The sequence below is a fragment of the Streptomyces sp. NPDC043812 genome (genome assembly GCF_056436245.1).
Genome location: NZ_JBWKCY010000046.1, coordinates 1 through 26,642 on the forward strand (window position 1 = coordinate 1; position 26,642 = coordinate 26,642).

Sequence of the window (26,642 nt, forward strand, 5' to 3'; positions counted from 1 at the left end):
CACCCGTCGAATACGAGACCAGCTACTACCGCGCAACCCCGAAACCCCAGGTCACAACCACAATCTGAAGTCTCTACCGAACCCGGAACGGTTCACCGTGACCTGGGCCCCACGCTTGCCCTTGTTCTCCTGCCGGTGCCAGAAGACCCGGGGGTGCTCGAAGGGTTCCACGGGGTATTGCTTTGAGCCGTCGTCGATCACATGGATCTCGTCGATCGGATGCGTCTGGGCCAGCAGCGACCACACCGTGCGGTGCAGGTTCTCCGTGGGCTCCTCGAAAGCGGGAATGATGGCCACCGTCCGGCCAGGAGCCGCAGGCAGGTGCATGAAGGATCGGCCCTTCAAGAACGAGCCCAGGCAGAGCACGATCACCATCATGCCCAGCCACCAGTAGAACGTCAGGATCGGGCTCTTCGACTGGAGGTGCACCACCACGGTGGCAGCGGCCAGAGCCGCCACCACCACGACAGTCACCACGGTGAATCTGGCCCGTGATGAAGTGCTCAAGCGGTCACCCGCTTGCCGCGGGTCGCCAGGCGGAAGGCTGCCACGCCACTGATCACCAGGAGCATGGCCCCCAGCACGATCCATCCCAGAGCCGTGCCGCCCGTGGCTGCCAGCGCTGCTCCCCCGGTGGCCGTACCGATCGCGGCACCCACACCATTCTGTCCGTACATGTTCGCCTCTTTCCCGAGCGTCGAAGACACCCGACGTTGCGCGGGTCGGCATGGCACCGCGTTGTTTCCAGCACATGGGCCGCCTCGTCGGCGACCTTCGTGACATCGAATGTGTCGTGGGGCGTCACCAGCCCCGTTCTCGACCGGGATGGAATCTCACTCCCTCATCCCCGTCATCCGCGTGGGGGTCCGGGCGTCCACAACCACCATCTGATCCCCGGCGACGCCCGTAGCTTGCTGGCCGGGAAGTCTCGACGGCATGCCACCGCCCACGCCACCGCCCAGCTACGGCTGTCGCCTCTTCTGTGCTCTAGAGCCGCTCGACGTGCGGGGCGGTCGCCATGACGCCACGGGTGTCAAGCACGTAGGCGGCCTCGGCGGCGAGCTGGGTGAGATCGAACTCGCCGTGTGGGGTGAGCAGGACAACTGCATCAAAGTCGGCGACGCTCATGCCGTTCTCCGCGGCGGAGAAGGGAATCTCTCTGGAGCCGTCGTCCGAAAGGTAGGGGTCTACGACAGTGACGTCCGCGCCCATGGTGCGCAGCCGGTCGATGACCTGGATGGCCGGCGACTGACGGGCGTCCGCCGTGCCCGGCTTGTAAGCGGCACCCAGGGCGAGGATGCGAGCACCGTGCACGCTGCGGCGGAAGCGGCGGCTGAGCGAGTCCTGCAGTCGGCGCACAACGTAGTCGGGCTGACTTTCGTTGATGTCTTGAGCCAGCTCAATGAGCCGGAAGGTCTGCCCGTGCCGTGCCTTGACGTGGTGGCTGAGGTAGACAGGGTCGATGGGCAGGCAGTGTCCGCCGACGCCCGGTCCGGGGAGGAACTTGGTGAACCCGAAGGGCTTGGTTGCAGCCAACTCCAGGGTGTGCCACACGTCCACGCCAAGCGTGTGAGCCATCCGGGAGAGTTCATTGACCAGCGCGATGTTGACGTGCCGGTAGGTGTTCTCGAACACCTTGGCCAGCTCGGCCTCTTCGAGACCCGAGGCCGGGACGGTCACTTCGGTGACCGAGTCGTAGAAGGCCTTGACCTGGTGCAGGCTGGCATCCGTGAGCCCGGCAACGATCTTGGGCGTGTTCTCCAGCCGCCAATTCGCGTTGCCGGGATCGATGCGCTCGGGGCTGAAACCGACATGGAAGTCCTGCCCGGCGACTAAGCCCGAGCCCTCCTCCAACAGGGGGATGAGCACGTCGCGGGTGGTTCCTGGATGTGTAGTCGACTCAAGCACCACGGTGGCTCCCGGTTCCAGCCACGCGGCCAGCACGCTGCCGGCCTCTCGTACGCAGCTGAGGTCCGGGGCACGGTCGGTCAACGGGGTCGGCACGGTAATGACCGCCACGTCGAAGCCCTTGAGGTCATTCGGATCCGAGCTGGCGGTGTAGGCGCCCGAACGCAGTACCTGCTGCAGGCGGGTGGAGTCGATGTCCTCGATGTAGGAGGATCCGGCGGCCAGCCTCTCGCAGCGCCCGCGGTCAGGTTCGTAGCCTGTCACGGTGTGTCCGGCCTCGGCGGCCCTCAATGCCAGGGGCAGGCCGACGTAGCCCTGCCCGAGCACGCAAATGTGCATGGTGGTTTCCTCCCCTTCAGCCAGTCCGCGGACATGCGCGAACTGGGAAACGGCGCCCCTGTAGTGCGAACTGACTGTTCCTGAAGCAGGCAGTCGCGGGCGTCGGGTACTGCATGAAGCGGTGGGATCGACGAGCTGAACCCTGTCGGTTGCAGCAAACGCCTACGTCGAACCGTCACCGCGTCACCGGCCCCTCCAGGCCCCCCGCCTGAACCTGTACGAACCACGGCCGATGACCTTCACAAATCCCCCTCACTTGTGGACCTTAAGAGTTCAACGAAGCCCGACTAAGCGGAGTCCTCTTTACCGATTCGATACCTGCGAATCGCCTCCGAGGCCGCCAGACGCCGAAGTTTCGCATCGTCAAGTCACGTTTCTCGAGGCACATCACAGCATCGTGAACCGGCCTCGGTCGTGCGACCGGGGCGCCTTGGCGATGGTCGATCGCCTTCAGCTTGCCAGTCACTGACGCCCCGACACACTCGAACGGATCTTCACAACTCTGCCCGTTTTCTTGCTTGGTCAAGACTTCAAGGATTTACCGCCAAGCGGAAGGCCTGTTTCTGGATCGCGACATTGAGGGCGATGCACTCGCGAACGAGCACGCGCCTCTGCGTGCGCCCCCCGTACCACCGTTCAGGCCTACGCGCCGGTTACCCGAGGTTTACGCGCGTCCCTGACCGGGGCGAGGCTCCGAACCCGCTGCGGCGCGCAGTCGAGCCGTCCATGAACGCAGGTGCACGGCCCTTGTGCGTGCCCCAGCCAGCCACCAACAGACTTGGCAAGCAGCGCGTGGGACACGACGCACCCGTTGCCACAGCCGCCGATATTCCATGGACCTTTGGGGGGATCATCGCTGGCTCAGCTTGCCTTGCCCAGCCGAACGACCGCCCGCACCAGCGCCGCAACGTCATGCGCCGCTGACGCCGACAGCACCAAACGCACCGTCCCGGCCCCGTCCGCATTCGTCCGGGCCCGCCATTCGAGCCCCGTCGTGTCGAACCCCGCACTCTCCAAGGCATTCGCCAACTCCCGGCCGGCTTCCGTCGCATCACGCCAGCCCGCCACGTAGTCGACCCCGCGCACCCACACCACGTCGTCAGGTTCGAACGGCTCGCTCTCGAAACCCTCGTCCTCTGGGTCGTGCATCCGCTGCATTCCCTCCCCCGTCGCTGGCTCAACTCCGACCATGACAAGGATCGTCGATCATGGACACGACGATGCCCCGGCACCATCGGCACCGGGGTTGCATCTGCGCCCCAACCGGACCGCCCCCGAATGCTTCCAGGCCAAAGGGGCGGTCCGGCCTGCATCAGGCCGGTGACGGCCGGACGCCAAATTCACGAGCAGGGATCACTGATCACCGCCAACGGAACGTAGACCGCGATCCAGAAGACGACGATTCCCAGGGCGCATAATCGCTGCCTCATAAGTCCGCACCACCGTTTCGCGCGTCGACCAGAGCGGCGCGGAAGAAGGCGGTGGTGATTCCGCGAAATCCGGTGTGCCCGAGAGCGCCCGCGTGCCGCAAGCACCAGAGCTCGGGCTCGTCCTTACCTTCCGCAGCGTCGGAGGATTCGCCGCATGTCGTGCACTCGGCCTCGTAGACCGGTCCGCTGCCTTGCTTGTCCGTGCTCAACATCCAGTCGGCGACCCGCATCACGATGCCAGATCTCGCGGATTGGCTCTCCGGCCGGTCGGCGTCAACAGGCTTCTGAGTACCGTCCATCAGCTGTCTCCGTCCCGAGGCGGCACCGACATCAGTGCCCATATGTACTTTCCGACTCCACCGCGCTCGCTCACGCCCCACTGATCCGCGAGCACTCCGACCAGGGCAAGTCCCCGGCCGCACTCCGAATCACTGGAAACGGCTCGCTTGTGAGGCCACACATCGGAGGCGTCATGCACTTCGATGAGGAGATCTCTGCCGGTCAGCTGAAAGCGGGTCTCGATCTCACGTCCCGGCGAAACGTGAGCATGCCGGACGGCGTTCGTGACCAGTTCGGAGAGCACGACCAAGGCCGTGTCCTCAATCGTTGCCAGGCGCCAGGCGGCGAGCGTCTTGCGCAGCTCGACACGGGCCAGGCCGACGCACCGCGGATTGCGAGCCCATCGGCACACCGTCTCCGGCCGGTTCAGCGGATCCTGTCGCTCCTGCATGTCTCAGAGGATGAGCGACTCAACGCCCGCTCGATTCCTGGCGATAGGGGTACCCATGATGGGTAAACTCCGCGACGAGAATCGCTGATATTCCTTGTGCCCAGGCAGATTCGAGGAAGCGTGTGTCAGGAGACCTCTCACCCACGGCGTTACCGGCCCACATTCTTGACCGGGCCGACGTGCAGGCTGCGCTGAGGCAGCACGACTTCGGACAGGTCTTCAGGCTCACCCGGCAGTGGGGCGGGATCAGCTTCCTGAGAATCGCCGACGCTTGCGACATCAAGCCGGAGCGGGTGGGGAAGCTGGCGCGAGGCGAAGGCGCGATCACCACCTACGAGAAGATCGCGTACATCGCAGATGCTCTGGGCATCCCCGGCCACATGATCGGGATGGCTCCGCGCCCATGGGAGCAGGCGTCAACGCCCAGGTCACCAAGCCGCCCGGAACTGGTCTCTCCCCTCTCGACTGTCGCTCCAGGAATTGCGGATGTTCCCGACTTCGATGATCTGGGAACCGTCGACCTCGAAGGAGACGAAGTGCAGCGCAGGAGGTTCCTCGCAGTTTCCATTGGCATCGCAACCGCTGCGGCCGTGACGCCGGGAAGCTCGGCCGCCCGGCGACGCATCGGGCATCGCCAAGTGGAGCACCTTCAGCGGCGTACAGCTCGTCTCCGTAGCCTCGATGACGTACTCGGCGGAGCCGACACCCGGCAGATCTACCGTTCCGAACTCGGCAGCACGCTCAGCTTGCTGCGCAACGCCTCGTACACCGAGGCCACGGGCCGACAACTGCTGAGTCTCGTGGGTGAGCAGGCGCAGCAGGCAGGTTGGGCAGCGTTCGACGCTGGGCGCCAGGCCGAGGCGTCCGCCCTCTACGAGAAGGCATTTCAGGCAGCGACCGAGGCGGGAGATGCAGCGCTCGCAGGCAACTCCCTCGCTTTCCTCGCCTACCAGCAGGTCAGCATCGGCGCCTCTGGCGTGGCGACCGCAGCCGCATCCTGTGAAACGGCCAGTGAGGACGCTCCCGCGACTGTCCGGGCCCTTCTCTTCGAGCGTCGTGCTTGGGCTCATGCCAAAGCAGGCCAGGCGAAAGAGACCGAGCAGGCTCTTGGTCAGGCCGAGGAGGCGCTGTCGCGGCATGGCAGTGACCGTCCGGGGCCCGACTGGTCGTCGTGGGTGGACACCCGCGAACTCCAGATCATGAAGGGGCGCTGCTGGACGGAGCTCCACCGTCCGCTGCGGGCTGTTCCCGCCCTCGAAGCGGCCCTTGCCGACTTCAATGATGCGCATGCCCGTGACAAGTCGCTGTACCTCACCTGGCTGGCACACGCCTACCTTGACGCCGGGGAGATCGAGCAATCAGCAGCAGCGATTGCCAAGGCCATGGATCTCTCAACAGGAATCGGATCCGTCCGACCCCAGCAGCGCGCGAATGAGTTCCTGCTCAGGCTTCAGCCGCACCGGACAATCGCGCCCGTCGCCGAGCTGCTGGACCGCACAGCCATGTGATCACTCAGCGGTGCTGCGGGCGATCCAGTCCAGGCCGGCCTCAGAGCCCGCCACGATGGGCACCGCATTGATCTCGGGGTTGTCCCACGGGTGATGCTCCAGCAAGTGCTTTTCCAGAGCGGGATACCGAGCCGCCGTCGTTTTGAAGATCACCTGCCACTCCTCGCCCTCGCCGAACTCGCCGAGGTGCCAGAACAGCGACGTCACAGGGCCGACCACCTGCGCACCCGCAGCCAGGCGTGCCTCCGTCGCCCCCTTGGCCAGTGCCACCGCTGCCTCACGGCTCTCCGTCGCTGTGTACACCTGCACGCACTCAGTCATGAGCCAGAGCCTAGGGCGGACCGCGACCAGCGAACCAGGGCGCGCGATGTGCGCTGGTCGGGCCTCGCTCGCCAGACTGCCAACTACAAGGCTACGAAGAAGGCTTGACTGGCTGATCGCGTCAATCGCTTCGCCCGGTCGGCACTGCCGCGCTTCGACCGGGCGAGGCGCTGTTGCAGCCGCCGGTACCGCTGTCCCGGGACGTTGGTGTCGGGCGACATGCCTCTTCGTGGTGCTTGAACGGTGAGCACCCGACACCGGCCGGGCTCACGTGCCTGCCGAACTGGGCCTGCCTTCCAGGTCCTCCGCGAACCAGACCACGCACTTCACACCGCCACCACGGCCCAGGCCTCCTGAGGGCGGTGCAAGCCCTGTTCGAGGGCGGTGGTGACGCTGCGGCCGCCACCGGTGAGGCAGAACGTGTTGTCGGCGGGGCGCGGACTGGTGGACGATGCCGGCGAAGTTGACCAGCGAAATACGCGGTGGCGGGGCACTGACGGCTCGGGCAGCTCGCCGTCGAGCTGACGGAGGCGTGGGAGCGCACGAACGCGGAACTCCTGCCGTGTCCGGCGTAGCTCCGGTCGCGCGACACGTGGGCATCTCCCGTGCCGGGAGTGGGCACCCGCACGGGACGCCTTGACGAGGGGTGCGGGTCCTGGCGATGAGCCGGCGGGGACGCTTTCGCCGGGCACCCCGGCAGGACCTTCACGCCTATAGCGCCTGTCATCCACATCTCGAATACCGAGGGTGAGCAGACGACTATTTTCGGTCAGAGGTGCGATTCGTCGTGCCATGGGCTGGATCCACCCGGGATCTGCCATACGTTCCGGGCATCGATCCTCCCGCACAGGCACCCTCATGTGATGCATTCATCCGGCTGTGGCCCTCATCTGATGAAGAATTTGCCGTTCCGGTGCAGATAGTGGCAGAGAAACGACCGAAAGTGACGTTTCCGTTTTGACTGCTGATCGGCCTGGCGGTGAAGGTCTGACGCATGCCCCCCTCACCCCGTGTCGCTCCCAGCGGTCTGCTGCGTATGCGCGACTTCCGCCTCCTGCTCGCCGGCGCGGCCGCCGGACAGGTCGGCGCCCAAGTCACCCTGGTCGCACTGCCCTTGGTGGCCGTCCTCGTGCTGAAGGCGCCGGCGTTCGAGGTAGGTCTGCTGACCGCGGCCGAGACCGCCGCGTTTCTGCTGATCGGGCTGCCCGCGGGCGCCTGGGTCGACCGGATGCGCAAGCTTCCGCTGATGATCCGCGCCGATGTGGTGCGCGCCGTTGCCATGGCCAGTGTGCCGCTGGCAGCCGTGGCCGACGTCCTGACGATGGTTCAGCTGTACGTCGTCGCTCTGGTCACCGGAGCGGCGACCGTGTTCTTCGACGTCGCCCACCAGAGCTATCTGCCCGAACTGCTCCCCAAGGAGCGGCTGATGGCGGGCAACGGCGCGCTGGAGACCGTCCGCTCGTCGGCCCAGGTCGCGGGCCCGGGGCTCGGCGGCGGACTCGTCCAGGTGGTGGGCGCGCACCTGGCGATCGTGGCCGACGCGATCGGTTACGCCGTGTCCGCACTGTTCCTCATGGCCATGAAGCGGCCGCCCGAGCCCCGGCCCGAGCCCGTGCCGGGGGCCTCCCTGCGCTCGGACATCGGGGAGGGCCTGCGTTTCGTCCTCGGCCACCCTCTGCTGCGGGTCATCGCCGCGACCACCGGTCTCGGCAACTTCTTCACCGCGATGCTGATGGCCACGCAGACCGTCTTCCTGGTGAGGGTGGTCGGCCTCGAGCCGGCCTCCGTCGGGCTGATGCTCTCCGCGTCCGCCGCGGGCGGACTCGCCGGCGCGCTGAGTGCCGGCACCCTCGCCGCCCGCCTAGGCCAGGCCCGCATCATCTGGCTCTCCGCACTGGCCACCGGCCCGTTCGCGCTGCTGTGGCCGCTGTCCGGCCACGGCGCCGCCGCTGTCCTGTTCGCCGTCGGATCTGGTGTCGTGTCCTTCGGCGCGGTCGTCTACAACGTGGCCCAGGTCAGCTTCCGGCAGACGCTCTGCCCGCCCAGGTTGCTCGGCCGGATGAATGCCACGCTGCGCTTTCTCGTGTGGGGCACCCTCCCCCTCGGCGCCGTGGTGGGCGGTGCCGTCGCGGGCACGCTCGGCGCGCGTGCTGCGCTGTGGGTCTGCGCCCTCGGATTCCTCCTCGTACCGATTCCGCTGCTCTGCTCCCGCTTGCGCGGGATGCGCGACCTGCCCGCCCCTCCCGACGACCCGGACGACCCGGGCAGCCACGACCACGGCAGCGGTGCCGAATCCGTCACCGTCGCCTGACGCACACCCCGTTCCCGGCTCGTCCCGCCCAGCCCTGCTCGCCGCCGCCCCGCCCGAGCGTCATCGGGTGGGTTACGCGCGTCCACGCCAGAGAGGATCACGTGCACACCAGCATCACCGGCCAGTACCTGGCCCGGTTCCGACGCATCGCCGACGCCGACACGGGGGCCGGACTGCTGCCCGTCACCGGGGCGCAGCGGCGCTTCGTCCTGGTCCGGGCGATGGACCCCGCCGGACGACCGGACACCGTCCCGATGTTCTTCGCCTTCCCCCGCGGCACCGTGGACCCGGTGCGGCTGCGGGCGGCGGCGAACCATCTGGCGGCCCGCCACCCGGTGCTGCGTGCCCGCCCCGAGGTGATCCGGGGCACCCCCGCACTGCGTCCCGCGACGCCGGACGTGCCCGTGGAGCGCGTACGACTCGCCCCGGGCGAGAGCGCCGCCGATGCCCTGCGCCGGGCGGTGACCGTCTGGAGTTCGCAGGGATCGCCGATGCGGCTGTACCTGACCGATGACGAGCAGGCCGACGAGGAGGTCCTCGGCATCGTCCTCGACCACATCGCCTGCGACGGCCAGTCGTTGGCGCGCGTCGTCGACGAACTGGGCGGCGCCTACCGCGACGGGCTGGGACCGGCGGACCTCGCGCCCGCCGACATCGACGCGGAACTGGCGGCGTACCGCGAAGCGGTCCTGCTTCAGCTCGACGCCGAGCAGCGCGGGGGCTCAGCGGCCGCACTGGCGTACTGGGGCGACCGGCTGCGCGCGGTCCACGAACGCGCACCGCTCCCCCGGCCACGGGATGCCGCACCCGGCGTGCTGCCCACCGGCACCGCCGAGTTGCGGCTGAGCGCTCCCGTCGGCGACGTACCGTTCCCCACGCTGCTCGACGCCTGCCGAGCGACGGCCCGCGTCCTGTACGGGCCCGGCCATGTGTCGCCGGTCGGTTATCCGTGGGGCGGGCGCCCGGCAGCCGCCGCGCAGGTGCTGGGCTGCTTCCTCAACACCGTCGTCTTCCCCGCCTGTACGCACGACGCGCCTCAACGCCCCGGGAGCGACGCTCCCGGTGGCTCGGAGGAGACGGCCACCGCGTGGTGGGACGACCTGGACCGGGCGGACACCCCGTTCGACGAGGTGGTGCACGCCGCCCGGTCGGCCGGGTCCCGGTGGTCCGGTCGGCTCGACGGCCTGCTGACCGTGGACGACGCCCGGCGGCGTCCTCCGCTGAGCCTCGGCGGAGTGCCGGGCAGCGAGGTCCACGTCGACGGACGCCCGGTGCGCGCGCCGTTCGCCGTGTCCCTCACCCAGGGGCCGGAGCTGCAGATCCGCATGGTGTGGGACCGCTCGGTGGTGGACGACGAAGCGGCCGAGGACGGATTCGCCGCCTTCTGCCGGGCCCTGCCCGCACCGGCATCGGCGGACGCCGCCGGCTGAACGACCTCGCCGCCGCGGACGACCGCCGTACCTGCCGCCGGCGCACGCACGGCGCACCACCGCCGCGCAGCGACCGCAGACCCACGAGACCACAGCACAGCACGGCCGCACCGCGCGATCCGCGGATCGGCCGGCGAACTCCGGGTGGGGAACGCAACCGTTCCCGGCCCGCATCCGTATCACCCGACCCGACAACCTCAGGGATCGCCCATGCTTCCCCTCTCCTCCTCGCAGGAGATCGTCTGGCTGCACGAACAAGTGCACTCCGGCAGCCGCGCCTACAACTTCACCGCCTCACTCGACCTGTGGGGGGCACTGGACACCGAAGCTCTTCGCCACGGACTCGCCGCGGCCCTCGAGCGTCACCCCGGACTCCGCCTGGAACTCGTGGCCGTGCCCGGGGCGATGCCCGCCCAGCAGGTGGCCGACGCCTGTGCTCCTCGTCTGCACACCGTGGATCTGACCGGCGAAACAGATCCCGAGGCCGCGTTCCACGCACTGTTGCGCACCGAGGCCGAGACCCCGCTGGACACCTACGAGGCTCCGCTGCTGCGCTGGACGCTGGTCCGGCTCGCCGACGACCAGCACCGGCTCATCCACGTCGAGCACCACCTGATCCACGACGGGCATTCGTTCGCGATCCTGCTGGCCGACGTGTTCACGGTCTATCGCGCCCACGTCCTCGGTGAGCCCGTCGTTCTGCCTCCCGCAACGTCCTACGCGGACCATGTGCGCGCCCGGACCGACGACGCCCTCACCGCAGAGCGGCAGCAGAGCCTCGCGTACTGGGCCGAGGAACTGCGCGACGCCTCCTACGACATGCCGTTGCCGGGCCTGGCCCGTCCCGGCGCGCAGCGCAGGCATCACGGCGGGCAGCTGAGGCAGTCGATCGGCGCCGACCTCGCCCAGCGGCTGCGCAGTCACGCCCGCGAGCGCGGTCTGACCCCGTTCTCCACCCTGCTCGGTCTCTTCGCGGAACTTCTGCGCCGCCACAGCGGCCGCTCCCAGATGGTCGTCGGCACCGCCGTGGGCAACCGCCCGCGCGGATTCGAGGACGCCGTGGGCATGTTCGTCAACACGATCCCGCTGCGGCTCCGCCTGGACCCGCACGCTCCGGCCGAGGACACCATGGACGAGGTGACCGACACCCTGATCCGTGCCCTGCCGCATCAGGACGTGCCCGTCCAGGAGCTGACCCGCGCGCTGGGGCTGCACACGTCGGGCGCCGACAATCCGCTGTTCAGCGTGATGTTCAGCGCCCATGACGCCTCCCTGCCCGAGATCGACGTACCGGGTCTGGACATCACCCTGTTCGAAGGGTTCAACACCGGCACCACCCGCTTCGACCTCGACGTGGTGCTGCTCCCCGACGACCGGCGCGGCGTCGGGCCCCGGCACGGCGCGCCCGGTATGACCCTGGTCTGGGACTACGACGCGGATCTGTTCGGCGAGGACGTCGCCAAGCTGCTCGCCGAACGCTTCCTGGCCCTGCTGCGCGCCTACCTCGACGCGCCCGCGACCGTCCTCGCCGACCTCGCGCCGCCCGCAACATCCGCCGAACCGGCGGCAGTTGCTGCGGCGGACGGAACAGCGAACCGCGCGGACCGGCTGGACCCGGCCGCCGCCCACGACCCCTCGCTGCCCGCCCTGCTGATCGGTGCGCGCAGGCTCACCTACGGCGACCTCGACGAGCAGGTCGCCTCCCTCGCCCGGCGGATGCGCGCCGCCGGTGTGGCCGCCGGACAGCCGGTCGCCGCCGTCCTGCCGCGCGGTGCCGCGTCCGTCGTGGTGCTCCTGGCATGTCTGCGGACCGGAGCCGTGTACTGCCCGCTCTCGCCGTCCGACCCCGCGTCCCGGCTGGAGCTGTTGCTCGACCGGCTGGGCCCCGCGCTGGTCCTCACCGCCGCCGACGCGGGAGTGACGCTGCCCGCCCACATTGCGACGGCGGACGTCGACGCGGACTCCTTCCCCGCCGCGCGCCCGGCCGAGGTAGTGCCCGGTGCGGCGTACATCATCCACACCTCCGGCTCGACCGGCATACCCAAGCCCGTCGCGGTGGGCCGGGCCGCCCTGGAGAACCATCTGACGGGCGCCGCCCGGCGGTTCGGCCTGGCGGTCGGGGACCGGGCGTTGCTGTTCGCCCAGCCGTCGTTCGACGTCGCGCTGGAGGAGGTGCTGCCCTCGCTGCATGCGGGCGCCTGCCTCGTCGTCCCGGACCGTGAGGTGCCCACGGGTGCGGAGCTCGCCGAAATGCTGGCCACCGCGCGCGTCACCGTCGCGAACCTGCCGACGAGCTACTTCCTCGCCGTTCGGGAGGAGTTGCGGCCCGTGCTGCGCGACCGCCGCTGGGCGCCGCGACTGCTGGTCCTCGGCGGCGAGCGCATCCCGGCGGACGCGCTGGACGGATTCCTCGCCGACACCGACGCCACCGTGCTCAACGTCTACGGAGTGACCGAGGCCGCGATCAGCTCGACCGTGCACGAGATCACCCGCGACCGGCTGGTGAACGGCGCGGAGGTCCCGCTGGGCTCCGAGCTGCCCGGCGAGCGGATCCATGTCCTGGACTCGGCACTGCGGCCCCTGCCGGCCGGTGCGGTCGGTGAACTGGCCATCGCCGGCGCCGGTCTGGCCGAAGGCTATGTCGGCAACCCGGATGCCACCGCTGCCCGGTTCGTCCGCGTCGACGCGCTGGGCGGCGAGCGGGTGTACCTCACCGGCGACCTCGGCTACCGGGACCGCGACGGGCTGCTGCACTTCCTCGGCCGACGCGACCACCAGATCAAGCTGCGCGGCTACCGCATCGAGCTGGAGGAGGTGGAAGCCGCCGCCTCGGCCGTACTCGGCGGCCGCTCCTGCGCCGTCGTCCTGGACCGGCCGGCCGCCGGCGGACCGCGGCTGGTCGGCTTCGTGGTGGGCGCCGACCCGCGGGAACCGTGGGACGAGCAGGCCCTGCATGTCGAACTGGGCCGGCGTCTGCCCGCCGCGCTCGTCCCCAGCCGCTGGGCACGACTGGATGCGATGCCGACTCTCGCGGGCGGCAAGCCGAACCGTACGGAACTGACGCGTCTGGCATCGGAGTTGGAGCAGGCCGCGCCGGCCGAGGAGAGCGCGGAACCGGTGACGAGCCCGGCGGAGTTCACCGATCCGACGCTCGCGCTGCTCGCGGACGGCTGGCGCGAGGTACTGGGCCACAGCCGTTTCTCCGAGTCCTCCCACTTCTTCCGGGCCGGTGGTCATTCACTGCTCGCCGCGCAGCTCGCGGCCTGGCTGGAGCCGCGGCTCGGCACCCGGCCGCCCATGCGCCTGCTCTTCCAGAACCCCGTACTCGCCGACCAGGCCCGCGCCCTCGGGCCGCTCGCCACGACGGCCGTTCCCGCACCTGCCGCCGCGACCGCACCGAAGGAGTCCTGATGACCGACATGCCGAGTGACACGCCCGCGGCCTTCCCGCTGACGAACTCCGCTGCGGCGGCACCGAGCGTCATGCACGGACGCCCCCTGCCGGCGTCCGGCACGAGCGGCGTGTTCTGCCGCTACGAGGAGTGGGTACGTCGCAGTCCCCAGGCACCCGCGGTGGTGGACGGGACGCGCACCTGGAGCTACGGGGAACTCGACGCGGCGGCCGACGAGACCGTTCGCGCGCTGAACGGGCGCGTGCGCCCCGGAGACCTGGTCGGCGTCTGCCTCGACCGCTCGGCCGGCCTGGTCGTCGCGGCGATCGCTCTGGCGCGGATGGGTGCCGTCTACCTGCCGCTGGGACCGCGTCCCGGGGAGCGCCGGATCCAGGCGGTCACCGAGGACGTCGAGGTGGCCTGCCTGATCGGCGACCCCGCTGTGCTGCCGGCGCACCACCAGGCTGCCGAGCGGATCACTCTCCCGCTGCCGGGAGAGGGAACGAACGCCGCGCCGGCCACGGTCGCCGCGTTCGCCCCGCCCGCCGCGGGCGCGCGCCCCGCGCCGCCGGAGTCCTTCTACGCCGTGCTGACCTCCGGCTCGACCGGGCGGCCGAAGGCGGTCGCCGTCGCCGAGCCCGCCCTGTCCGCCCTGCTGGACTGGTACCGCGCCGAGACGGAACTGGCCCCCGGGGACCGTCAGTCGCTGCTGATCGGCGCCGCGTTCGATCCGCACGTCATGGAGCTGTGGGCCGGTCTGACGTCCGGCGCGGCCCTGGTGCCCGCGCCGGACGCGGTCCGCTGGGATCCAGCCGAACTCACCTCGTGGTGGCGCGACGCCGCCGTGACGGTGTCCGTCGCGGCCACGCCGATGGCCGAACCGGTGCTGAACCGGCCCTGGCCGCAGGACCTGCCCCTGCGCCATCTCATCGTCGGCGGTGACCGGATGCGCCGGCGCCCGGGCGTGGACGTGACGGCGACCGTGCACAACGCGTACGGCCCTGCCGAAGCCACCGTGGTCACCACCACTCACAGCATGCGCCCCGACGACGACGGTGTGCGGGACGAGACCCCGCCGTCGATCGGCACCCCGATCCCGGGCGCCACGGTCCTCGTCACGGACGCCGACGGCCGCATCGCCCCTCGCGGTGAGGCGGGAGAACTGTGCGTCGGTGGCAGTTGCCTCGCACTCGGCTATCTGGACCCCGAGCTGACGGCCCGTCGGTTCACCGCCCCGCCGCCGGGAATCGACCCGGAGCGCACGCAGCGGGTGTACCGCACCGGGGACCGGGTGCGCATGCTCGACGACGGGACCCTGGAGTTCCTGGGCCGTCTCGACGACCAGGTGAAGATCAGCGGCGTGCGTATCGAGCCGGCCGAGGTGGAGGCCGCGCTCGAGCAGAACCCGGAGGTACGCAGCGCGGTCGTCACCACGCCCCGGTCCGCCGACGGGGACGCCCGCCTGGTCGCCTTCGTCGTTCCCACGGACGCAGCCCCGGCCCCGGACACGCTGCTGAGCGCGGTGCGGGCCTGGCTGCCCGAGCAGGCCGTGCCCTCGGCCGTGCGCGTCGTGGACGCCTTCCCCCTCGACGCCAACGGCAAGGTGGACCGGGCCGCGCTGCTGCGGGCGGCCGCCGCGCCCTCCTCCGCCCCGGCCGACATCCCGGGCAGCGACGGTTCGGACGACGGCGCGACGGACAGCGAGCGGCTCGTCCTGCGGCTGGTGCGCGATCTGCTGGACTCCCCCGGGGCCGGACTCGGCGACGACTTCGCCGCGGCCGGCGGCACATCGCTCGTCGCGTCCCGTCTGCTGGCCGCCCTCGAGAAGGAGACCGGCGTTCGCCTGCGCGCACCGGAACTGCTGCGTCAGCCGGACCTGCGATCTGTCGCCGCCGTGCTGGACAAGCGCCGCGCCGCCACGACGGCGGTGGCCTGAGATGTCGACCGTCCTCACCCACGCCCGTCCTCACGGCCCCGACACCCAAGACTCCACGGAGGAACAGCCCGTGTCCGTCGAATCCGTATCCGCCGCTTCTGCCGCAGGTCTGCCCGCGCTCGTGGCGCGGCACGCCGAGGAGACGCCGCACGCCCTGGCCGTGATGGACGGCGACACGACGCTGACGTATGCGCAGTTGGTCACCTCGGCCCGCTGTCTGGCCGCCCATCTGCAGGCGCACGACGTCAGTCCGGGCGACCGCGTGGGACTGCTCGTGCCGCGCTCGGCCCGTACCGTCGTCGCCCAACTCGCCCTGTGGTGGGCGGGTGCGGCCTGCGTGCCGCTCGATCCGGCCCACCCGCGTCCGCGCACCGACGCGATGCTCGCAGACGCCGGGGTGACCCTGACCGTGGGCGACAGCAAGCTTCTCGAAGCGATCAACTCGGCTGGTCCCACCCTGGCCCTGCCCGACGAACCGTTGCCGACGGGCGAGGAGTCGGCCCCGGCCGGTCATGCCCCGGACTCGGCGGCGCTCGTCCTGTTCACCTCCGGGTCGACCGGCCTGCCCAAGGGCGTCACCGTCACCCATGGCGGCATCGCGGGGCTGGTCACCGCGCCGCGGTATGTGACGGTCACGGCACGCGACCGGGTGCTGTTCCACTCACCGGCCACCTTCGACGCCTCGACGTTCGAGGTGTGGTCGGCGCTGGCCAACGGTGCGGCCGTCGTGGTGTGCACCGCCGAGCGGCCCTCCTTCGAGGATCTGGCGCAGCAGGTGGAACGGCACGGCGTGACGGTGGCGTTCTTCACCACCGCACTGTTCCACCAGTTGGCGGCGCGGCGTTCGCGCGTGTTCTCGCTGCTCCGCACGGTGGTGGTGGGCGGCGAGGCGATGGCCGCCCAGCACGCCCGGGCGGTGCTGCGCGCCTTCCCCTGGCTGGAGTTGGTCAACGGCTACGGACCCACCGAGACCACGACGTTCGCCACCGCTCACCGTGTGACGGACGCGGACTGCGACGGCCCGGTGCCCATCGGCCGCCCGATCGCGGGCGCCGTCACCTACATCCTGGACGCCGACGCGCAGCCGGTCGCGGCCGGCGAGCACGGCGAACTGTGGATCGGCGGAAGCCGGCTTGCGAGCGGCTACGCGAGGCGCCCGGAGCTGACGGCGGAGCGGTTCGTGGACCACGTGTCCCTGGGCCGCCTCTACCGGACCGGCGATGTGGTCTCGGCCCGTCCGGACGGGCTGCTGGACTTCCACGGCCGCGCCGACGACCAGGTAAAGGTCCGCGGATTCCGTATCGAGCCCGGCGAGATCGAGCACATCCTGCGTGAGCAGCCGGAGGTGGACGACGCGGCGGTGACCGTACGCCGGCCGACCGAGGACGACGCTCGCCTGGCCGCCTTCGTCGTCGCGGCGCCCGGCCCGGTGCCCGGTGCCGAGATGCTCAGGACCCGGCTCGCGGAGAGGCTGCCAGCCCATCTGGTCCCCGACGAACTGACCTTCGTGGAGCGGCTGCCGCTGACCGTCTCCGGCAAAGTGGACCGCCGCGCCCTCACCGCACTGCACAGCGCCCCGGCCGCCGAAGGCACGATCGAGCCGTTGACCCCCTTGCAGCAAGCGGTCGCCGAGGTGTGGAGCCGCAGTCTGGGCTGCGAGGTGAGCCGGCCGGACGCCGACTTCCTCGCCCTCGGCGGCCACTCCCTCCTCGCCCTGGTCGTCACCGACGATCTGCGCGAGGAACTCGGGGTGAAGCTGTCCCTGCCCGACTTCTTCGCCACCCCCACCGTGGCCGGACACGCAGCGCTGGTGGAACGCGCGCTGCTGGCCGAACACAGCGACCTCCGCCCCGACGCGTCCGAGGACGACACCCATGGCCACTGACCTGACTCCGAGTTCCCCCGCGCTCCAGGAGGAGCTGCTGCGCCGGGCACGTGCCCGCGCCGGCAGCCGCCCGGCCGCTCCCGCGCCCTCCACGGCCAATGAGCCGTCTCCCGCGCCGCTCTCGCACGCCCAGCGCCGTATGTGGCTGATGGACCGCCTCGGACAGGGCGGTTCGCTGTACAGCGTGCCGTTCGCCACGCGGCTGCGCGGACCGCTCGACGTCGACGCGCTGGGCGTGGCGCTCACCGGGCTCGTCCGCCGTCACCACATCCTGCGTACCCGCTACGGGCAGCGCGGCGACGAGGCGTACCAGGAGGTGCTTGCCGCGCCCGAGGCGATGGATGTCGTCGTGGTGGAGTGCGACGACGACGGCATGCGGGCCCTCACCGAGGAGGCACGCCGTCCGTTCGACCTGTCCGCCGGTCCGCTGCCGCGCGCCATGGTGGTGCGGCACGGTCCGCAGGACCACACGGTGCTGCTGACCTTCCACCACATCGCCATCGACGGCGGTTCGCTGGAGACCGTCGCCGACGAGCTGTCCCAGCTGTACGCCGCGGCCGTGGACCAACGACCGCACACGCGGCCCGAGCCGCCGCAGTACGCGGACTTCGCACGCCGGGAGCACGCGGAGGCGGAACGTCTCGACGCGGGGCTCGACCACTGGGTGCGCCGCCTCGCGGGAGCAAGTCCCGTGCGGCTGCCCCGGCCCGCGCACACACCGCACTCCCCCGCCGAGCGGGCCGCCGTCGCCCGGAGAACCGCGTTGGACCCCCAGGTCCTGCCGGCCCTGCGCGAGCTCGGCCGACAGCACCGGGCGACGCTGTTCACCGTGTCCCTGGCCGCCTCCTTCGCGGCGCTGCACCGGCTGACCGGCGAGGAGGACCTGGTCATCGGCTGCGCCGGTACCCACCGTGAGGGCGCGGCCATGCGGGACCTCGTCGGACTGTGCGTCAATACCCTTCCGATACGGGTCGATCTGTCCGGCGACCCGGACTTCGGGACTCTCGTCGAGCGGGTGCGGGACGCACTGCTCGAGGCCCAGCAGCTCCGGGACGTGCCGTTCGACCTGATCCTGGAGCGACTCGGCGCCGGCGCGCGGAGCGCCGACGGTTCGGCCTTGGTCCGGGTCTCCGCCGACGTCCTGCGCGAGCCCACCGCACTCCGGCTGCCGGGGACGGTCGCCGAGCCGGTGGACATCGAGCTCGGCGAGGCCAAGTTCGACCTGTCGTTCGGGCTCGTGGAGTCCGACGCTCCGGCGTGCCTGGTCCAGTACGGTCGGTCGGCCCTGGACTCCGTTGCGGGAGACCGGCTGGCGGACGACTTCGGCGCCCTGCTGTCCGCGGTCGCCGCCGATCCGGGCCTGACGCTCTCGCGGCTCGGCGGTGGCCTGCCTGCGATCGCGGCCGACGACAGCCATCCGGCCGAGGCGCGGCTGCGGGCCGATCCCCGGATCGCCGACGCCGCCGTACCCGTTCCGGCCGCCGGTCCGCTGATCGCCTATGCGGTGCTGCGGGAGACGGGTGGCCCCTCCCCGGCGCAGTTGCGCTCCCATCTGCGGGCCGCACTGCCCCGGGAGTGCGTTCCTGCCGCGGTGACGCTGCTGGACGCGATGCCGCGGACCGCCGACGGCTCGCTCGACACGGCACGGCTGCCCGGCGCGACCGCGGCGCCCGCCCTGCACGGACCTCGTGCGCACGCGGTGACGGCGGCGTTCGCAGAGCTGCTGGGCCGGGTACCCGCGCCGGACGACGACTTCTTCGTCCTCGGCGGGCACTCGCTGATCGCCGTGCAACTGGCCGAACGGCTGCGTACCGGGCTCACACTGCCGCTGACCGGGCTCGATGTGATGCAGTGCCGGACGCCGCGGGCGCTGGCCGCGCTGCTCGACGAGCGGGAGAGGGAGCGGGCGGCCGTCGTCGCCACCGCCGTGCCGAGGGCCGGCAGGCGGCGGGTGCGCGAGGGCACGGTGCTGGTGACGGGTGGCACCGGCGGTGTCGGCGCCTTCGTCCTGCGTGAACTGGCCGCCCAGGGGCGGCCTGTGCTCGCCCTGGCCCGGCCCGAGTCGGCGCACCTGGTGGCCGGCGACGGTGTCGATGTCGTCGAGGGCGATCTCAGCGACCTGGACGGCCTGCGCGCCGCCGTCGAGAGCGCGGACGCGGTGATCCACGCCGCCTGCACGTTCACCCGCCCCGAGGTGGATGTCGCGGCGATGGAGGCGATGGTCGCGGCCTGGAGCCGCGGACCGTTCGTCTTCGTCAGCAGCGTGGACGCGTACGGGCGGCCCGCGGACCGGCGGGTGGTCGAGGATGCGGCCTCGGAGCAACCGCTGAGCCCGTACGGGCAGGCGAAACTCGACTGCGAACAGCTGCTGTTGCGGGCCGCGGGCACCGAGGGCCGCGGTGGCGCGAGCGTGGTCCGCTCGCCCATCGTGTGGGGAGCGCACGACCGCCTTCGTGACCAGCTGCGCTGGGGCGCCACCGGAATGCTCTACCAGGCGGCACTCGCCTCGGTGCCGGTCCAGGTTCCCCGGCCCGGCACCGAGGGACACGACTGGTACGGCGCGCCCTGGGTCCACGCGGCCGCGCTGGCCCGCGCGGTGGCCGCCTGTCTCGACACCCCGGTCCACGGCACCGCCAACGCCGTGAGCGGTCACGTCGCATGGGCCGACCTGGCAGCCGAGCTGGGCAGGCTGCTCGGGGGTGCCGGCGAGATCCGCCTCGTCGACCGCGTACATCCGGACCTCGACCACCGCTGGCACTACCAGGCGGACCGGTTGGCCACCGTGCTGGTCGAACGGCCGGGTGAGGACTGGCAGTCCGTGCTCGCCGCGATGGTCGAACGCACCGGGCGGTGAGCCGGGACGGGGGCGACCGCCGTCGCCCCCGTCGAGAGCGCCCCGCGTAACTCCGCCCAGGGACCGGGCCGGATACGGCGCGGCGCGGCTGCCCGCCGCCCACGCCACCTCCCGGGTGCGCGCTTCGTCGCGCCGCCGATCGAAGCAGCCCGGCCGGGGTTCTGCGGGTATGTCCAGGAGCCCGGCAAATTCGGTGGCCTGGTCGGCTGTCAGGGGCTGCTTTCCTCTGGGGCGCCGCTGTTCTGACGAACGAAAAGTCGCCCAGTGACCGACGATTCTCACCGAAGTCATCCCCCATGATGGGTGATCGCGCAGCGGAACCTGTTTGACCTTGACACGGTGACAGGGCCTTCACTGCTTGCCAGGAGGTGGTCTCGATGACCGTCACGAGACAGGACACGGATGCGATACGGGCGCTCCAGAGGTTGGAGGACGGCCGTTCGTCCGTGCGACTGCGGGCTGCTCTGGCGGTCGGCACGGCGCCTGACCCGCGCTTCGTCGACAAGCTCATCGAGCGATGCGCGATCGAGCCCGAGTTCTTCGTCCGCGACATGCTGACCTGGGCGCTCACCCGCCACCCGGTGTCCATCACGCTCCCCGAGCTGGTCCGCGAACTCCGCTCGGAGCGGACGCAGGCACGGAGCCAGGCGCTGCACACACTGTCCAAGATCGGGGACCGGCAGGCGTGGCCGGCGATCACACGGACGCTGTTGTCCGACGCCGACGACGAAGTGGCGCGGAGCGCCTGGCGGGCCGCGGTCGTGCTCGTGCCGGAAGGCGAGGAGTCCGCATTGGCCGCGGTGCTGGTGACGCAGCTCGGGCGCGGTGAGCGGGAGACGCAGCTGAGTCTCAGCCGGGCACTGGTCGCGCTGGGTGAAGTAGGTGTGCCGGCTCTGCGTGCTGCGACGACGGTCCCCGATCCGCATGTGCGCGCGCATGCGCTCGCCACACAACGGCTGCTGCGCGACCCGGACGCCGGATTCGAGTTCGCGATCGAGGAGGCGAAGCGCGTCGTGGCCCTCGGCGGGTCCGGCCAGGAGGGACCATAGGACGTGTTGATCGGTGAGGTGGCGCGACGGTCCGGGGTCAGTGCCCGCATGCTCCGGCATTACGAGTCGCTCGGCCTGGTACGGCCTTCCGGTCGTACGGGTTCCGGTTATCGGGAGTACTCCGGGGAGGACATTCGGCGGATCTTCCATATCGAGAGCCTGCGGTCGCTGGGGCTGTCGCTGCGTCAGATCGGGCGCGCGCTCGACGATCCCGGCTTTGCGCCCTCGGCGCTCGTCGGCGACCTCATCGGTCAGACACGCGAACGCATCGCGGCCGAGACCGAGCTGCTCACGAGGCTGCGCCGGATCGATGCCGCGGACCCCGCCGGCTGGGAGGACGTCCTCCAGGTCGTTGCGCTCCTCCAGGCACTGGGCTCGAAGAGCGCCGACGCGCGCCAGCGCGCGGCCCTTTCCTCGGTCGAGGAGGTTCCGGTGCCGGTGGAGGCGCTGGTCGAGGCGGCACTGAGCGAGACGGAGCCGAACGTCGCCGGAGCCCTTCGTTGGGCGCTGGCGCGCTCGGGCGACGGCGGCGCGGCACTGCTGGCAGAGGGCCTCGGCTCACCGGTGGCCGCGGTGCGGAAACGTGCCGTTCAATCCCTCGCCGAGTTGCCCGGCGGTGAGGCTACCGCGCACCTGCGGAAGGCTTTCGAGAACCCCGACGTCGTGGTCCGCAGGTATGCGGCTCTGGCGCTCGGGACACGTGGAGTGGCCGATGCGGTCCCCACGCTCATCGACATGATCGTGGAAGGGAAGAACGACGTCGATGCAGCCGATGCACTGAGCGTGCTGGCGAGCGACACCGCGATGGCGGATCAGATCGCGACCCGACTCGTCGACCGCCTCGTCCACGACACCACTGAAGCGCCTGCACGCGGACGGCTGACTCAGGCGCTGGCCGCCGTCCCGGGGACGAAGGCGTCACGTGCCCTCGTTGAGCTGTCGCATGACGAGGACCGTGCCGTTGCGCTGACTGCGGCATACCTTCTTCAGCTACGCGAGGCACGGTGACGTCTCTCTCCCGGGGGGTGCCGCGTACCCGGCCTGCGGAGCGGAGCGGTCCCGGAGCCCTCCCGCCGCGCCGACCCCCATTTGTCGATCACATCCACCACGAGGCTCATCGCGAGTCGCCTCTCACCCTGCCTCGGGCTCGTCGGACTCGGGGGAACACGCAGCGGCCCGATGGTCCGGGTGGCTCCGGGTCCGGCGGGTCTCTTTCAGCTCGGCTTCGTAGAGATGCTCCTTCCCGTCTGCCAGCTCGTTGCGAACGGATTCTTCGATCTCCTGGAAGGGACGGTAGTAAGTGGCGTTGTACTCCTCGACGATTTGGAACGTCCAGTGCTCAGGGATCACGTTGCGGCCGATGATCTCTCGTTCGATGCGGTCCGCATGACCGTGGTGGCCAGCCTTGCGCAGAAGCCACACGGCGTCGTCCAGGCAGAGATCGGCCGTCCCGGTCAGTTGGTGAAACTCGTACAACGCGCCGCGAGCCCGTTCCGTGGTCTCCAACGCCTGCGAGAGAGCCCCGAGTGCTTCCACGGTGATGTCCGTGACACCGGCGGGCCGTCGGTGCTGCCCGTCCGGGCCGTCGTGCTCAGTGGTCATGTGTCGTCTGCTCCCCGCGTGGTCGATCCTGCAAGGGGGGTGTCAGCGGGCCGGTCGAACATGAAGCCGTGCGCGCATCCGCTCGGACCGCTCAGAAGGAAGAGCGTACCGACGATCAGGTTGAGGGCACGCGGGCATCGCCACCCATCGCTGCGCCGGGCCACGGCGAGCTGCTCGGGCTGTGATCGCCGGCCGCTCGCCCCGCACGTGGCCGCTATGGAATGGGGCGTACTTGGAGCGCCGGCATCCGGTCGGGCTGATGCTCGGCCCGGGGTGGGCCGGGCAGGGCGGTTCCGCGCACGCTGCGCCCGCACGGGTTCGCTGGAGCGCTCACGGCTCTGGAGCCGCTCCTGACCGGGTGACACCGCCCGGTCGGGTCACACGACGAGGTATGTCCGTGGCGGCTCCTGGCATCGGCGTCCGGGGCGTGATCGGCTTGGCCGCCCGTCAGCTCATGGGCGCCCGCAAGGTGAAGGAGTCGGCTGATGACCGATCAGCACCGTCCGCTGCCCGACGCCATCGTCGTCGGTGCCGGTCTGGCAGGCATCGCCTGCGCACTCGACCTGAGTCGGGAGGGGCTGCGCGTGGAGTTGCTGGAAGCTTCCGACGGCGTCGGGGGCAGGATGCGCACCGACCGCAGGAACGGCTTTCTGCTGGACCGGGGATTCCAGGTCTTCAACACCTCCTATCCGCAGGTCAAGAGGCGCCTCGATCTGAGGGACCTGCGCCTGCGTCCGTTCACAGCCGGCTTCGTCGCCCGGACGCCCGCGGGCCAGGTGCGGATCACCGACCCCACCAGGCGCCCATCGGATGCCGCGAGCCTGCTGCCCGGACGCGTCTTCTCGGCCCGCGACCTCGCCGCGCTCGCCGGTCTCACGGCGCGTGACGTCCTCCTCCCCGCCGGCAGCATCAGGCGCTCGCCCGACCGGACCGCCTTGGCTGCTCTCGAGCGGGCCGGGCTGTCGGCGCGGACGATCAACGACCTGTTGAGGCCGTTCCTGTCGGGAGTGTTTCTCGAGGACGAGCTGGAGACCTCCGCCCGCTTCCTCCACCTGGTCTGGCGCAGCATGGCGCGCGGCACGCTCTGCCTCCCCGCCGAGGGCATCGGCGCTGTGCCAGCCCAGCTCGCCGCCGGCCTGCCAGATGACACGCTACGACTCGGCTCACCCGTCGCCGCGGTCACCGACTCCGAGGTGCTCCTGGCCGACGGGCGTGAACGGCCGTGCGCCACGGTCGTCGTGGCGACGGACGCCGCCACGGCCGGCCGCCTGCTGCCCGGCCTCGAGGTGCCCGACACCCGTACGGTGACGACCTACTACCACGCGGCCCCCACCTCCCCGCTGGCCGAGCCGACCCTGGTCGTCGACAGCAGCCTGGCCGTCCTGAACACCTGCGTACTCAGCGAAGTCACGCCCACCTACGCTCCACCCGGCACCGCCCTGGTGTCGACCTCCGTGCTCGGTGGCGACCCGCCGGGCGGGGAGGCGGCGGTACGCGGCCTGCTGACCGCGCTGTACGGGACGGACACGAGCGCCTGGGACCTGATCGCCGCATACACCGTAGAGGGTGCCCTGCCCGCGATGAGGCCGCCCTGGCCACTGAGCCGCACGACCCGCTTCGCCGCCGGCCGGTACGTGTGCGGTGACCACCGGGCCACCGGGTCCGTGCAGGGGGCGCTGGCCTCGGGCAGCCGGGCCGCACGGGAGGCACTGGCCGACCGCGAGGCCGTACAGCCTCCTCGGGCGTGACCGCCTGGGCCTGGGGCTCAGCTGCATCCGCAGACGCGCCCGGACCGAAACCACGGCGGCAACCGTCGCCGCCGCGGTGGAGCAATACGTGGACATCAACGGCGCGCGGGTGTCGGCCCGCCGGTACCGCCGGTGTCATCGGCGGGGAAGGGCGGACCGGGTGAGCCGAGGGAACCTCGACGAGAACCGCGTGGCCGACGCCCTGATCGTGGGCGGTGGCGCGGCCGGGCTCTGCCTGGCCCAGTGCCTCGCCAGCACTGGTACGACCGCCGTGACGGTGGTGGAGGCGCCCGACGGCCCGCTGCGGCCGGCGGAGCGGACCTGGTGTCACTGGGACGACAGGCCGGGAGAGTTCGAGGACGCCGTTGTCGCCTCCTGGTCACGGCTGCGTGTCCGGGGCGTGGACGGCCACGTCATCGAGGCGGCCCCCGTGCCGCTGCGCTACCGCATGATCCGCTCAGGTCCCTTCGAACGACTGGTCCACTCGCGCCTGGCGGCCTACCCGGCGGCACACGTCCTGCGCGCGACGGCCGAAGCCGTGCGCTCCGTGCCGGACGGAGCCGAGGTCCGCTGCACGACACCCGACGGACGGGCGCTGACCGTGCGCGGCAGGTACGTCTTCGACTCGCGGCCCCTGCGCAGTCCCCCACCCGCCCGTACGGTCCTGTTCCAGCACTTCCGTGGCTGGTTCGTGCGCACCGCCTCCGCCCGTTTCGACCCCGAGGTGGCGGACCTCATGGACTTCCGGGTGCCGCAGCCGCGCCACGGGCTCGCCTTCGGATACGTCCTGCCGCTCGCTCCGGACCGGGCCCTGGTCGAGTACACCGAGTTCTCCCGCACCGCGCTGACGACGGCCGCGTACGAATCGGCCCTCCGCCACTACACGACGACCGTGCTGCGGCTCGGCCCGCTCACCGTCGAGTCCGCCGAGCAGGGAATCATCCCCATGACCGACGCGCGTTTCCCGCGCCGGATCGGGCCGGCCGTCTTCCGTATCGGGGCCGCCGGTGGCGCCACACGGCCGGCGACCGGATACACGTTCGCCACCGTGCAGCGGCAGAGCCGGGCCATCGCCGCTGCGCTGCACCGCGGCGGTGCGATCGTTCCAAGGCCCCACGGCCGCAGGGCGCTCGCGATGGACGCCGTCCTGCTGCGGGCTCTCGACACCGGGCGGATCGACGGGCCGGGGTTCTTCACCGACCTCTTCCGTCGCGTCCCCATGGAGCGGCTGCTGCGCTTCCTCGACGGCGACAGCACCCCGTGGGAGGAGTTCGGCATCGGCCTGCGCACCCCTGTCGGCCCCATGCTCCGCACGGCGGCCGAACTGCCCTTCCTGCCCCGCCGCACTCACGCCCGATCCGAAGAGAGACGCTGATGACCCTGCTGCGAGACCGCGACCTCGCCCGCGCATTCGATCACGCCTCACACACCTACGACCGCCTGACGGCGGTGAACCCGGGCTACCGCACCGATCTGCTCCGCTCGGCGCGGCGTCTCCGGCTGCCCCGCGGCGGAGAAGGCCTGCGGGTGCTCGACCTCGGCTGCGGCACAGGCGCGTCGACCCGGGCCCTGCTGCGGGCCGCCCCCCACGCGCGTATCACCGCCGTCGACGCATCCCCCGGCATGCTGGAACGGGCTCTCGCGAAGTCCTGGCCCTCGACCGTGCGTTTTCTGCACCGGTCCGCCGAGGAACTGCTCGAAGCCGGCGAAGACGGCCCCTACGACGCCGTCTTCGCCGCCTACCTGTTCCGCAATGTCACCGACCCGGACGCTGTCCTCGGGTCCGTACGCACACGGCTGAGCCCCGGCGGCCGCCTGGCAGTTCACGACTACAGCCTGAGCGGTTCCTTCGCCCACCGGGCACTGTGGAACGCGGTCTGCCGAGGCGTCATCGTCCCGGCGGGCACGCTGACCGGCGACCGTGAGCTGTACCGCCATCTGAGGCGCAGCGTCCTCGACTTCGACACCGCTCCCGCCTTCGCGGCCCGTCTCACCCGCGCAGGCTTCCCGTACGTCCGCACCCTGCCGGTCGGCGGCTGGCAGACCGGCATCGTCCACACCTTCCTGGCCGGGGAGGGCCCCCGCCCCGCGAAGGACCGCACCTCTTGACTTCTCCCCCTCCTGAAGGAGGGGGATTCTCACGGCTCGCGCCGTGAGGGTTTCTGCTTCGTCGCCGACTGCCCGCCCGGAGTACTCCGTT

20 protein-coding genes are annotated in these 26,642 nt (G+C 70.9%); 12 read left to right on the plus strand and 8 right to left on the minus strand.

Translation table 11 applies throughout. The features are described from left to right. Positions 1-51: 51 nt before the first annotated feature. From AC067Z_RS36735 to AC067Z_RS36760, 6 genes are all read right to left on the minus strand, one after another. Positions 52-465: a glycosyltransferase gene (locus tag AC067Z_RS36735; RefSeq protein ID WP_478793997.1), complete on the minus strand. Its 414-nt coding sequence runs from the start codon at positions 463-465 to the stop codon at positions 52-54. 38 nt (positions 466-503) lie between these two features. Further along, a complete protein-coding gene (locus AC067Z_RS36740; protein ID WP_478793998.1) occupies positions 504-677 on the minus strand; it encodes a hypothetical protein in 174 nt (57 codons plus the stop codon). Between the two features lie 310 nt (positions 678-987). Further along, positions 988-2,247, minus strand: a complete 1,260-nt coding sequence (locus AC067Z_RS36745; protein WP_478793999.1) for a nucleotide sugar dehydrogenase — start codon at positions 2,245-2,247, stop codon at positions 988-990. 861 nt (positions 2,248-3,108) lie between these two features. Next, positions 3,109-3,396: a hypothetical protein gene (locus tag AC067Z_RS36750; RefSeq protein WP_478794000.1), complete on the minus strand. Its 288-nt coding sequence runs from the start codon at positions 3,394-3,396 to the stop codon at positions 3,109-3,111. Positions 3,397-3,673: 277 nt separating this feature from the next. Beyond that, the gene (locus AC067Z_RS36755; RefSeq protein WP_478794001.1) at positions 3,674-3,976 is read right to left on the minus strand and encodes a DUF7848 domain-containing protein; all 303 of its coding nucleotides are present in this window, start codon (positions 3,974-3,976) and stop codon (positions 3,674-3,676) included. After that, positions 3,976-4,407 (minus strand): ATP-binding protein, encoded by a 432-nt coding sequence (locus tag AC067Z_RS36760; RefSeq protein WP_478794002.1) that lies wholly within the window; start codon positions 4,405-4,407, stop codon positions 3,976-3,978. Before AC067Z_RS36760 ends, AC067Z_RS36755 begins: the two co-directional genes overlap by 1 nt. 122 nt (positions 4,408-4,529) lie before the next feature. Here AC067Z_RS36760 and AC067Z_RS36765 point away from each other — a divergent pair, with 122 nt between their 5' ends. After that, on the plus strand, positions 4,530-5,915 hold the full coding sequence (locus AC067Z_RS36765; protein ID WP_478794003.1) for an XRE family transcriptional regulator: 1,386 nt from the start codon (positions 4,530-4,532) through the stop codon (positions 5,913-5,915). Here the strand turns inward: AC067Z_RS36765 and cutA are convergent, their stop codons facing one another. After that, the gene (gene cutA / locus AC067Z_RS36770) at positions 5,916-6,236 is read right to left on the minus strand and encodes a divalent-cation tolerance protein CutA (RefSeq protein ID WP_478794004.1); all 321 of its coding nucleotides are present in this window, start codon (positions 6,234-6,236) and stop codon (positions 5,916-5,918) included. It abuts the gene before it with no gap. Between the two features lie 994 nt (positions 6,237-7,230). Here cutA and AC067Z_RS36775 point away from each other — a divergent pair. The 8 genes from AC067Z_RS36775 to AC067Z_RS36810 all read left to right on the plus strand — a co-directional run bounded on the left by AC067Z_RS36775 (position 7,231) and on the right by AC067Z_RS36810 (position 22,100). After that, positions 7,231-8,547, plus strand: coding sequence for an MFS transporter (locus tag AC067Z_RS36775; RefSeq protein WP_478794005.1), 1,317 nt, complete (start codon positions 7,231-7,233; stop codon positions 8,545-8,547). A 101-nt stretch (positions 8,548-8,648) separates the two neighbouring features. Next, positions 8,649-9,977: a non-ribosomal peptide synthetase gene (locus AC067Z_RS36780; protein WP_478794006.1), complete on the plus strand. Its 1,329-nt coding sequence runs from the start codon at positions 8,649-8,651 to the stop codon at positions 9,975-9,977. Positions 9,978-10,187: 210 nt separating this feature from the next. Next, on the plus strand, positions 10,188-13,388 hold the full coding sequence (locus AC067Z_RS36785) for a non-ribosomal peptide synthetase (protein ID WP_478794007.1): 3,201 nt from the start codon (positions 10,188-10,190) through the stop codon (positions 13,386-13,388). After that, complete coding sequence (locus AC067Z_RS36790) at positions 13,388-15,304, plus strand: non-ribosomal peptide synthetase (RefSeq protein WP_478794008.1); 1,917 nt, start codon at positions 13,388-13,390, stop codon at positions 15,302-15,304. Before AC067Z_RS36785 ends, AC067Z_RS36790 begins: the two co-directional genes overlap by 1 nt. A gap of 70 nt (positions 15,305-15,374) precedes the next feature. Continuing rightward, positions 15,375-17,189 carry an amino acid adenylation domain-containing protein gene (locus tag AC067Z_RS36795; RefSeq protein WP_478794009.1) on the plus strand — a complete coding sequence of 605 codons (1,815 nt, stop codon included), beginning with the start codon at positions 15,375-15,377 and terminating at the stop codon, positions 17,187-17,189. Next, positions 17,179-20,043, plus strand: coding sequence for a condensation domain-containing protein (locus AC067Z_RS36800; protein WP_478794010.1), 2,865 nt, complete (start codon positions 17,179-17,181; stop codon positions 20,041-20,043). The genes AC067Z_RS36795 and AC067Z_RS36800 overlap by 11 nt, the downstream gene beginning before the upstream one ends. A gap of 377 nt (positions 20,044-20,420) precedes the next feature. After that, on the plus strand, positions 20,421-21,092 hold the full coding sequence (locus AC067Z_RS36805; protein WP_478794011.1) for a HEAT repeat domain-containing protein: 672 nt from the start codon (positions 20,421-20,423) through the stop codon (positions 21,090-21,092). A gap of 3 nt (positions 21,093-21,095) precedes the next feature. Then, complete coding sequence (locus AC067Z_RS36810; protein WP_478794012.1) at positions 21,096-22,100, plus strand: MerR family transcriptional regulator; 1,005 nt, start codon at positions 21,096-21,098, stop codon at positions 22,098-22,100. A 123-nt stretch (positions 22,101-22,223) separates the two neighbouring features. Here AC067Z_RS36810 and AC067Z_RS36815 read toward each other — a convergent pair whose 3' ends face one another. Beyond that, positions 22,224-22,694: a hypothetical protein gene (locus tag AC067Z_RS36815; protein ID WP_478794013.1), complete on the minus strand. Its 471-nt coding sequence runs from the start codon at positions 22,692-22,694 to the stop codon at positions 22,224-22,226. A 485-nt stretch (positions 22,695-23,179) separates the two neighbouring features. Here AC067Z_RS36815 and AC067Z_RS36820 point away from each other — a divergent pair, with 485 nt between their 5' ends. From AC067Z_RS36820 to AC067Z_RS36830, 3 genes are all read left to right on the plus strand, one after another. Then, positions 23,180-24,442: an NAD(P)/FAD-dependent oxidoreductase gene (locus AC067Z_RS36820; protein WP_478794014.1), complete on the plus strand. Its 1,263-nt coding sequence runs from the start codon at positions 23,180-23,182 to the stop codon at positions 24,440-24,442. 160 nt (positions 24,443-24,602) lie between these two features. Further along, a complete protein-coding gene (locus AC067Z_RS36825; RefSeq protein ID WP_478794015.1) occupies positions 24,603-25,817 on the plus strand; it encodes a lycopene cyclase family protein in 1,215 nt (404 codons plus the stop codon). Further along, the gene (locus AC067Z_RS36830) at positions 25,817-26,551 is read left to right on the plus strand and encodes a class I SAM-dependent methyltransferase (protein WP_478794016.1); all 735 of its coding nucleotides are present in this window, start codon (positions 25,817-25,819) and stop codon (positions 26,549-26,551) included. Before AC067Z_RS36825 ends, AC067Z_RS36830 begins: the two co-directional genes overlap by 1 nt. Positions 26,552-26,642: the final 91 nt, after the last annotated feature.

Bases quoted from the DNA above. Each gene is read 5' to 3' on its own strand.
- AC067Z_RS36740 (WP_478793998.1), bottom strand. From the start codon at position 677: ATGTACGGACAGAATGGTGTGGGTGCCGCGATCGGTACGGCCACCGGG.
- AC067Z_RS36745 (WP_478793999.1), bottom strand. From the start codon at position 2,247: ATGCACATTTGCGTGCTCGGGCAGGGCTACGTCGGCCTGCCCCTGGCA.
- AC067Z_RS36750 (WP_478794000.1), bottom strand. From the start codon at position 3,396: ATGCACGACCCAGAGGACGAGGGTTTCGAGAGCGAGCCGTTCGAACCT.
- AC067Z_RS36755 (WP_478794001.1), bottom strand. From the start codon at position 3,976: ATGGACGGTACTCAGAAGCCTGTTGACGCCGACCGGCCGGAGAGCCAA.
- AC067Z_RS36760 (WP_478794002.1), bottom strand. From the start codon at position 4,407: ATGCAGGAGCGACAGGATCCGCTGAACCGGCCGGAGACGGTGTGCCGA.
- cutA (WP_478794004.1), bottom strand. From the start codon at position 6,236: ATGACTGAGTGCGTGCAGGTGTACACAGCGACGGAGAGCCGTGAGGCA.
- AC067Z_RS36775 (WP_478794005.1), top strand. From the start codon at position 7,231: ATGCCCCCCTCACCCCGTGTCGCTCCCAGCGGTCTGCTGCGTATGCGC.
- AC067Z_RS36785 (WP_478794007.1), top strand. From the start codon at position 10,188: ATGCTTCCCCTCTCCTCCTCGCAGGAGATCGTCTGGCTGCACGAACAA.
- AC067Z_RS36790 (WP_478794008.1), top strand. From the start codon at position 13,388: ATGACCGACATGCCGAGTGACACGCCCGCGGCCTTCCCGCTGACGAAC.
- AC067Z_RS36800 (WP_478794010.1), top strand. From the start codon at position 17,179: ATGGCCACTGACCTGACTCCGAGTTCCCCCGCGCTCCAGGAGGAGCTG.
- AC067Z_RS36805 (WP_478794011.1), top strand. From the start codon at position 20,421: ATGACCGTCACGAGACAGGACACGGATGCGATACGGGCGCTCCAGAGG.
- AC067Z_RS36815 (WP_478794013.1), bottom strand. From the start codon at position 22,694: ATGACCACTGAGCACGACGGCCCGGACGGGCAGCACCGACGGCCCGCC.
- AC067Z_RS36820 (WP_478794014.1), top strand. From the start codon at position 23,180: ATGACCGATCAGCACCGTCCGCTGCCCGACGCCATCGTCGTCGGTGCC.
- AC067Z_RS36830 (WP_478794016.1), top strand. From the start codon at position 25,817: ATGACCCTGCTGCGAGACCGCGACCTCGCCCGCGCATTCGATCACGCC.